Origin of the sequence: Pedobacter sp. (assembly GCF_035566355.1) — a bacterium.
In the GTDB taxonomy this organism is placed as follows: Bacteria; Bacteroidota; Bacteroidia; order Sphingobacteriales; family Sphingobacteriaceae; genus Pedobacter.
The window spans coordinates 1-9,335 of the sequence record NZ_DATMRL010000523.1 but is presented as its reverse complement, the minus strand read 5'-3'; the positions used below and the strand labels follow the sequence as shown (position 1 = coordinate 9,335).

Here is a 9,335-nt window from a genome sequence, read left to right as displayed (position 1 = left end):
CAGTTTTTCGCTATATTCTTTTAAACCGATGAGATTCAAAGACAGAGGTCTTTTAGGCGTATTTGCGGATGCCTCCGGATCCCATATCTTCACCAGTCTCTTAGTCATCAGCAGTATCAGCTTTATTGCCCGTTCGAATGTTGACTGGATTTGGTTTACAAGCACAGCCATATGGGCCTTGTGTTATGGCATAAGAGGGATTTTATGGCACCAATACCTGGACAGAAAAAATGATCTTCTTACAGGTACTAAAACCTATGCAAGCCAACTGGAACCCAAGCGTCTAAAAAAAATGGAGATCATGATCTTTTTTTTAGAGCTCATAGCCCTTACATCTATGTTATTGGCAATTGGCAAAGTTTTACCTGTGCTTTTTTTGCTCATTTACATGATTCTGGCTATGTTCCGCACCATATTATTTAACTACAAGGCCGTAATTATCCTTTCTCCTGAAAACAGGTCTTTCCATATACTCATGGCGGACTATTATCAAGTTTTCTTTCCTGTATCTTTAATTGTTGCGGCTTCTTTGACAGATGCCAATGCATTATGGGTTCTTTTTATACATCTGATGCTTTTTCCTCAAAAACCTTGGTTTATTCTGAATGATTTTTGGAGATTTATTAAGTCCATAGCCAGAAAAGCATTTAAATAGCCTTAAATTTTTGTTTTTCTATAAGGTCAATAGTCCGGTAAAAATTCATCAAAAATTGGCTAACTTGCCCCATTAAGCCTGGAAATCATTAATTTTTATACTATTTACAAATGCGCATTGCTCATATTATAATGGCACACAAAAATCCGGAACAGCTTATGAGGCTGGTTAAAAGATTACAGCATCCTCAATTCGATATATATATTCATATCGATAAAAAAGTTGCTTTGAGCCATTTTCAAATAATCAGCGAGGAAGACAATGTTCATTTCATAAAAGACAGACAAATCTGTAACTGGGGGGGATACAGCTTTTTAAACGCTATTTTTCATTCCCTAAATGAAGTTCTCTCAACTTCTATGCATTACGATTTTATCAATTTACTAAGCGGACAGGATTATCCTATAAAATCTAATACAGATATCTTCGAATACTTCAGCCGGCATAAAGGAGTAAATTTCATTTCATTTGACGATTCAAACGTATCTGAATGGTGGAAACATGCAAATTCCAGGTATGAAAAATATCACTTTACAGATTTCAGATTAAAGGGAAAATATCTTCTTCAAAGCATATTAAATACCTTTAGTTCTAAAAGAAGGTTTCCAATTCCATTAAAGCTATACGGAGGTAGCAATTCTACCTGGTGGACAATCAGTGGAGCTTGTGCAAAATACTTAACGGAATTATTAATAAACAATCGTTCACTTATTTCTTTCCTGAAATATACTTGGTCTCCAGATGAGTTTATAGTAGCGAGTCTGATAATGGGCTCAGATTTTAAAGAACAAACCATCAACAACAATCTTAGATATATTGATTGGTCTGAAGGGAAGGCTCACCCAAAAATCCTTCTTGAAGAAGATTTATATTCCATTAAAAACTCGGAAATGTTGTTTGCAAGGAAATTTGACACGACTGTAGATTCAAAAATAATTGACCATTTAGATCATTAGAATTTAACACTAATTTAAAACTGGGGAATAGTGTAGAAAAATATACACACTCACAAAATGTATAATTATTTAACTAAAAAAATAAGCCGGACAATATCATTATTTAAAGCTAAATAACGCTGATTAGAATTATGTTTGTAATATTAATGTCATAAAAATAAATATTCCCCATCTTCCCCAGTCTGTAAAAACCGGGAAAAACATTCCCCAACTCAATAATTAAGCCATTACACTGATCTACATACTATAGCTTACAATTTGACAAAAAGAATTTACTACAATTTATTGTATGAATTTTATTACAATTGCGCCATTGGAAGCCATTATATTTAGATTTCATATGAAAGATAGCCCAAAAATGTATTTTATTGCTTTAGCGTTAATTCTTGTCGGTTCCGCCTGCAAAAAAAGTCCGGACGTGGTTTTGGTACCAATTCCTCCTGTGGAAAAACCAGTTCCTGTTCCTCCAAAAGACAGTACGACAATTCCCTCTAATGCTAAAATATTGAACTTGGGAACCGGAAGTGGAAATCTGGTCATTGATGGAAAATCCTTAAACCTCACCTCGCCTACCATTATTAAGATAAAAGGCGGCGCTTATGCAGATATACAAATCTCCAATATTTCCAATGATAATTTTACTACAACCATCCAAAACGATGGATTAGTAGAGTTAAACGGTAATGTTCAAATGAGGATTTCTAATCTTAAAAATGTGATTATCAGTGGCAGTGGCACCCAAGGCATAGATAAAGGGTTCATTTTTAAAAACAGAACTACAGATGGAGCTTCTATACAACTCAACGGTGATATTAACAACTTTACTTTAAAATACATCTCGTTCTCCAACTTAAATACGTACGGCGTAATTCAGTACAATTCGCAAAAGGTTTTCGATGGATCTGCAAATTCTTATTCCAATAATTTAAAGTTCCTGAACTTAGATTGTGACAATACTGGCACCCTGATAAGGTTTAGAGGATCTGCTGAAAGCAATGTGGTTAGCGGATTAATAAAAAATGCAGAAATTGCCTACATTAATTATAAAAACTCCAGAACAGTTGGTAGTGTTGTAGTCATAGAAAACGCTGATAGTTATGATATCCATAATAATAAGGTACAAAACATTAACCAAGATAACAGCAATCATAATGGTGTTTTCTATTTACAGGGAAATGGAAAATTTTATAACAACTATGTCAAAGATCATCAAGGTAATGCCATCAGAGCTTGGGCTTATAGTATAGGTACAACACCCAAAGACATTTTAATATTCAACAATATTGTTGCCAACTCAAGGGAATACAGTGCTTTTGAGATACAATCCTTTGACAGGAATATGATTTCGGGAAAGACCACTTACTGTAATGCACAAGTATTTAACAACACTTGTGGGAATTTGCTTCCTAAATACGGGACCTTTCCCGCACAAGTACTGGATCTTTATAATCTTTATGGCGGGACATGTACTACTTATAACAACCTTGCCTATCAGCTTACATTGGTTGGTAACAACAACACTAATTATTTTTGGAATGACCTGTCTTCTACTAAAGGTTCAGGTACAAATAATAAGTACTTCAAAACTTACCAGGATGCGGGTATAGAAAATGATCAGACATTCTATTTGACGAGTAACTCTTCTGCAAAAAAATCGGGAACCTCACTATCTGGCAAAAGTTCCAGTTCAAGCCTGGCTGCTGCTACGAATAATGCCATTAACTTCGATTATTACGGTAAAGCCAGGAGCTTAACTTCACCTTCAATAGGTGCTGTTGAATAAAGATAGCAGAATTAAATATTAAGTCTTCAGTAAAAACCGTTACTTTATAATAAACAAATAAAGCAGCATGAAGACACCATATTTTTTAGGTCTTATTTTATATTTTGGATTAAATAGTTCCTGTTGTAAGAAAACTTCAACATTACCTGCAACTGTAGAAGACAAAACTAACCTTGATTTAAATGAGCCGGACCTAATGAAAACCGCCCCATTTAAGAACATGCTTGGCATAAATGGTTTTGAATGGGAATATATTAAAGGCAATGGCTCAAATCAGCTTGACAATGATAAAGTTGGATTAATCAGTACTTTCTCTGCGTTTAGGCATTACCTTGACTGGGAGAAAATAGAGCCAAAGGAAGGAGTATTTAATCTCAATTTCTACGATCAGATTTACCAGAAAAATAAAGAGCTTGGCATACAGTCCTTAATTTGCCTTCAAATCATGCCAGGATGGATGAGAAAGACCTATTCAGATTACAACCCCTCAGATCCTTACAACAGTTTAAGGGATTACACCCCCGTTCCGCAAGGGAGTGACAAAGCAATGCCCGCATCCTATGTATCTATGGCTAAGGCAGGGTATCAACTTGCAGCACGCTATGGAGCAAATCCAAATATTGACCCGACCCTGATTAAACATCCATCTTATGAAGATTCTCCAAAAATAGGTTTGAATGTACTGGATTATATAGAATGCAGCAATGAGCCCGATAAAAACTGGAAAGGTCCTCAGGCGCAACAATCTCCGGAACAATATGCCGCTCAGCTTTCTGCATTTTATGATGGACATATGGGTACTCTTGGCAAAGATGTCGGCGTAAAAACTGCAGATCCAAAAATGAAGGTAGTTATGGCAGGTATTGCAGACCCTAATCCGGAATTTGTAAAAAGAATTATTGATTGGTGCAGAATTAACCGCGTAAAAGATGGAAAATATACCTTATGTTTTGATGTCATCAATTACCACCAATATGCTAACGATAACTGGAAATCGGGGAAAGCGCCTGAACTTTCAAATATTGGAGATGTAGCCTCCAAGTTTATTAAATTAAGTAAAGATTATGCAGATAACCGACCTGTATGGGTAACAGAGTGCGGATTCGACGTTAATGATAAAAGTCCACAGCGAGCTCTCGCTATAGGCAATAAAACGACTTATGACACACAGGCTGACTGGATTTTGAGAACAGCACTTCTATATGCCAGAAAAGGCATTCAACGCACTTTTTTTTATATGTTAAATGATGTAAATCTTCAGGATGCCACTCAGTACTCTTCCTCCGGACTTATAGAAAACACAAAAAGGAGAGCCTCCGGAGATTATATATTTCAAACCAAAAAACTCATGGGGGATTTTATTTATCAGCGTACATTGTCAATAGACCCTATCGTTGATTTATACGTTTCAGATCATAAAAAAATATATGTTCTGACTATTCCTGACCAAAAAGGCACCGTAAAAGATTATGCACTTAAATTGGACAAGGAAATCAATGAGGCGACAATTTATACACCAACAGCAGGAGCAAATGAAATGTTATCAAAGAAGGTAAAAACCGACAATCAGCAACTCCTGCTAAAGGTAACGGAAACACCAATTTTCGTTCAAACAAACTAGGTCTTAGCTTTTTTGAAAAATCTGGTATAATTGTCTTTCAGTAATAGAACAAGTTCTTTATAACCATTACTATAAATATCCAAAAAAGTGAACTTTTGATAATAACGATTTAAAGCATAAAAACCGATAATTAGTCCTGTAAGTGTACAAAATATGGAAGCTGCTGCAACTCCATAGATGCTCCCTGTAAACTTTATTGCCAACCAATCGGTTACCACAGTAACAATCACCATTAACACCACCTTTTGGAAATTTATTTTAGGCAGATGGATGATATCTAATGTCAGCCCAAAAAAGCGGTCTGCCGGATAAAGTAAAGAAATGATCATAAATATCCTTAAAATGTTAGGTGCTTCGGTGTTTACATATTTTGCCCCCCCTAAGATCAGTATAGCATAGTCGGCAAAAATAATCACCAGTATACTGAGTGGCATTAGGGCGAAGGTAATCATCCCTATATATTTTTTCATTACCTGGAGAACGTCTGATTTTGCCCCGGAATTAAAATGAGACGACAATCCCGGCATCGCCGTAAATACAAAGCTCCTTAAGGGAATCTCTATAAAAGCAATCAGCTTAATACCGGCACCATAAACAGCGAGAAAAGCAGGACCTAAAAACAATTTTATAATAAAAGAATCCGTAGAACTTAGTAATGTTGCACTCAGATTGGTTCCTACACTGAATTTTCCGAAATTATAGATTTCCCTGATTCCGGTTTTCGTTTTGTATTTTATTTTTTTAATATCTGCCCAACCCAATAGCAGAGATAATAAACTGGATATTAGATTTGCAGAAAGATAACAATACAGAACCGTATGAATATCTATCTTTTTAAGGAAGATGGTTATTAATAATAGGCCTAAAAAGGAACCTTGATTTGTAAAATTAAGAATGAGCAAACGATCAAACCGCTGTTTTCCCTGCAAAATACAATTGGAGATAAAGAACGGAAGAGATAAAAGGTAATTGATACTAAAGAATCTTAAGAATAAGGTTATACTGGTATCTTTGATATACAGGGAAACGAAATAAGCTGGTATATTGATGATGACAAAAATCATGGTAATGATAATTCCTATATACCATGTCGAACCTATAATCTCATACTGTCTTTCCTGAGTTGACCCAGCATAAAATTTCACAAAAGAGGTGGATAAGAATCCCGACCTGAATGTATCCACCAGTAGTAGAACCGTAAGAAAAAAGCCCCAGTTTCCCATATCCTCTTTTGTTAAATAACGAAAGAGAATACCGATAGTCACAACGCCGATTAAAGCATTTACACCATTGCTTGTCAATGACAAAAAATGTTTACTCTTGAATATATTATATATAAATGCGATTTTTGACTTCATAATCAATGTACCAGCTTAAATAGCAGTCTAACTAATTTTATTTTAATGTGGAGCTAACTCTGGCACTAAAGGCTTTTAATAAGCCGCCTTGTTCCATAAGTCTTCTGTCAGATGTCCAGACTAATGAACGATTATCGGTAATTTGATGAAGGCGACCATACTTATCTCTCAACTTAAGTGCTAAATAACCGTCTTCATTTGAACCAGGAGGATGCTCATAACCATTAACGGAAAGCCCCTGCGATTTTCTATAGGCAGAACTGCAGCCATAAACATACATGGCTTCGTCTTTATCTCTTTGGATGACCCGCTTAAACACATCCCCCATGGTTTCATATAAAAAATAGGAAATCCGTTTGGATGCTCTATAAGGTAAAAAAGCAAATTTGCCATAAGCACAGGCAATAGATTCATCCTGCAATGGAAGACTCAATAAATCAACCCAGTAAGGACTATATACGGAGTCTGCATCTGCATTAATGATAACCTTTCCTTTTGCCGCCAACAATCCGGCATTTCTCGCATGTTTTACACCTTGTTTATATTCTATAATAGATCGAACGCCCGCCAACTCTATTAATCTTTGGGTACTGTCCGTAGAATTATTGTTAACCACTAAAATCTCTACCTTTTGAGTTGTAATCGTCTTTGATAAGGAAGATAAAGTTCTTAATAAAGATTCTTCTTCATTATAAGCAGGTATAATTACACTCACATCAGGGCTTTCATGGCGAAATCGCTGTAAATCGTTAAAAATGTCTCCTACGTGATCTAAGAACCACTTAGCGTCATGTTGTTGAACGATGATATAGGATGGAACTCTTAATGGTCTAATGGACATTTAATTTGAATTAGCAGTTGTAAAAATAATTAATTCTATCTAGTTTCTTTATAGGTTCCCCTTTTTCATTTCACTCACCGCATAGGCGCAGGCCCGTGCCGTTAAAGCCATGTATGTCAACGAAGGATTTTGACAGGCAGATGAAGTCATGCAACTTCCATCGGTAATAAATACATTTTTTGCAGCATGTACCTGATTAAATTGATTAAGCACAGATGTCTTAGCATCCTTTCCCATTCTGGCAGTACCCATTTCATGTACCGTAGAACCACCTGGATTATGATACGCAAATGGTTCAATTTCCGAAAATCCTGCATCATCCAACATCTGGACAGCACTCTCACGAATATCTTTCATCATTATCCTTTCATTTTCCATGAATGAGAAATCGATTTTAATCAGCGGAAGCCCCCATTTATCCTTTTGGTCTGTAGAAAGGGAGACTTTATTTTCATAATAAGGCAGGCACTCTCCCCAACCGGCCATCCAAACTGCCCAAGGGCCCGGAGTGGTCAATTGTTCTTTAAAACTGGCACCAAAGCCCTTTAAGCCTATAGATCTGTCTTTCCATTCCTGACGCTCCCCGTGTCCCTGCAAATTGTATCCGCCTATAAAATCATGCTTATCTGAAGAATGAAGGTTCCGGTATCTCGGTATTAAAAATCCACAAGGTCTTCTGCCTTTATAATATTGGTCTTTAAACCCGTGATGAATCCCATAAGCACCAGAAGAAGAGTGATGGTCCATTAAATTATGTCCTAGCTGGCCACTATCATTGCCAAAACCATCCGGAAAGCGCTTGGAAATAGAATTCAGAAGAATAGAAGTTGTATCTATAGTCGAGGCATTAACAAAAATGATCTTCGAATAAAACTCAAATTCTTCATATGTATTGCTGTCCACAATTCTAACTCCTGTAGATTTCTGAAGTTTTTCATCATAAATAATTTCCCTCACCAAAGAAAAAGGTCTGATGGTTAGGTTGCCTGTGGCGGTTGCAGCGGGCAAAGTAGAACTGTTACTACTGAAATAGCCCCCAAAGGGACATCCTCTGGTACACAAGTTCCTGTTTTGGCATGGTCCTCTATTGTCCCATCCCCGGGTTAAGTTTGCAACCCTGGCAATAGTTAGTAAGCGTTGCTGGTCGTTCTTTTTAATCGATTCCGCAAGATGTTTTTCTATGCAATTTAGTTCCATAGGCGGCAAATAATGTCCGTCAGGCAAGTGATCCAAATGTTCGCATTGTCCACTTACACCTATGTATTTCTCTACATAATCATACCATCCTGCCAAATCTTTATAACGAATTGGCCAGTCAACAGCTATGCCATTTCTTAGATTTGATTCGAAATCAAGATCACTGAGCCTGTAACATTGTCGGCCCCAAACCAAGGATTTCCCTCCTACCTGATAGCCCCTTGACCAGAAAAAAGGCTTCTCTTGTAAATAAGGGTGTTCTTCATCACTGGCGAAAAATAGACGATCTGCTTCGCCAGCAATTGCACTTCTTACCGGATTTCTTTCTTTTTCTTGAGTGGTATTATTTAGCCGGTAATTAAAATCCCAGGGATTAAGATTCGCTGTTGGATAATCTTTAATATGAACAACATCACGGCCTCTTTCCAAAAGAAGTGTTTTTAATCCCTTCTGACACAATTCCTTCGCAGCCCATCCTCCGGTTATACCTGAGCCGATGACAATTGCATCATAAGAATCCTGTTTTTTGTTAATGTAATTCATCTTTTAAGTTTATTTGGTTGCCCAAGATCTCTGGCCGGCCTTCAATGGTACGCAAGCTTCAAAATTAGAAGGAATATAATCATAAGCAAGCCCTCGGGTTGCCCCCAACTCCGAGCTGCAATATCCTATAACGGTATAGTTCTTTATCGTCATCAAAAAACTGTCCCCCATAACTTTCTTTCTAATTTTACGAACAAAATGATCAGCATCGTCCTTATTTTCGAAATGGGTTAATGCAATTATTCTTTGCTTTTCGTCACACTGCAGGAAAGATTTACCGAAATTTTTAACTGTATATTCTTTCAATTCCTCCAGCCCGTACATAAAGCTATTTTGCGACCTCGTTTCTGTACAATCCTTAACCATTTTTATAATAAAATC

Annotated in this window: 8 protein-coding genes; 4 read left to right on the top strand and 4 right to left on the bottom strand. The window is 36.6% G+C overall.

Annotation, left to right across the window (positions count from 1 at the left end; genetic code table 11):
* From VNZ46_RS20365 to VNZ46_RS20350, 4 genes are all read left to right on the top strand, one after another.
* The coding region (locus VNZ46_RS20365) for a hypothetical protein (RefSeq protein WP_325562050.1) at nt 1-655 on the top strand (655 nt) is incomplete at its 5' end.
* 110 nt (nt 656-765) lie between these two features.
* Entirely contained in the window at nt 766-1,611 is an 846-nt protein-coding gene (locus VNZ46_RS20360; RefSeq protein WP_325562048.1) for a beta-1,6-N-acetylglucosaminyltransferase, read from the top strand.
* A gap of 289 nt (nt 1,612-1,900) precedes the next feature.
* On the top strand, nt 1,901-3,394 hold the full coding sequence (locus VNZ46_RS20355) for a hypothetical protein (RefSeq protein ID WP_325562046.1): 1,494 nt from the start codon (nt 1,901-1,903) through the stop codon (nt 3,392-3,394).
* A gap of 67 nt (nt 3,395-3,461) precedes the next feature.
* Complete coding sequence (locus VNZ46_RS20350) at nt 3,462-5,015, top strand: beta-galactosidase (RefSeq protein ID WP_325562044.1); 1,554 nt, start codon at nt 3,462-3,464, stop codon at nt 5,013-5,015.
* Here the strand turns inward: VNZ46_RS20350 and VNZ46_RS20345 are convergent.
* The 4 genes from VNZ46_RS20345 to VNZ46_RS20330 form a co-directional block, all read right to left on the bottom strand.
* Complete coding sequence (locus VNZ46_RS20345; protein WP_325562042.1) at nt 5,012-6,373, bottom strand: lipopolysaccharide biosynthesis protein; 1,362 nt, start codon at nt 6,371-6,373, stop codon at nt 5,012-5,014. The genes VNZ46_RS20350 and VNZ46_RS20345 overlap by 4 nt on opposite strands.
* Nucleotides 6,374-6,410: 37 nt before the next feature.
* On the bottom strand, nt 6,411-7,214 hold the full coding sequence (locus VNZ46_RS20340) for a glycosyltransferase family A protein (RefSeq protein WP_325562040.1): 804 nt from the start codon (nt 7,212-7,214) through the stop codon (nt 6,411-6,413).
* A gap of 48 nt (nt 7,215-7,262) precedes the next feature.
* Complete coding sequence (locus VNZ46_RS20335; protein ID WP_325562038.1) at nt 7,263-8,954, bottom strand: GMC family oxidoreductase; 1,692 nt, start codon at nt 8,952-8,954, stop codon at nt 7,263-7,265.
* Between the two features lie 9 nt (nt 8,955-8,963).
* Nucleotides 8,964-9,335 (bottom strand): gluconate 2-dehydrogenase subunit 3 family protein (locus tag VNZ46_RS20330; protein WP_325562036.1); only part of this gene is annotated, 372 nt, incomplete at its 5' end.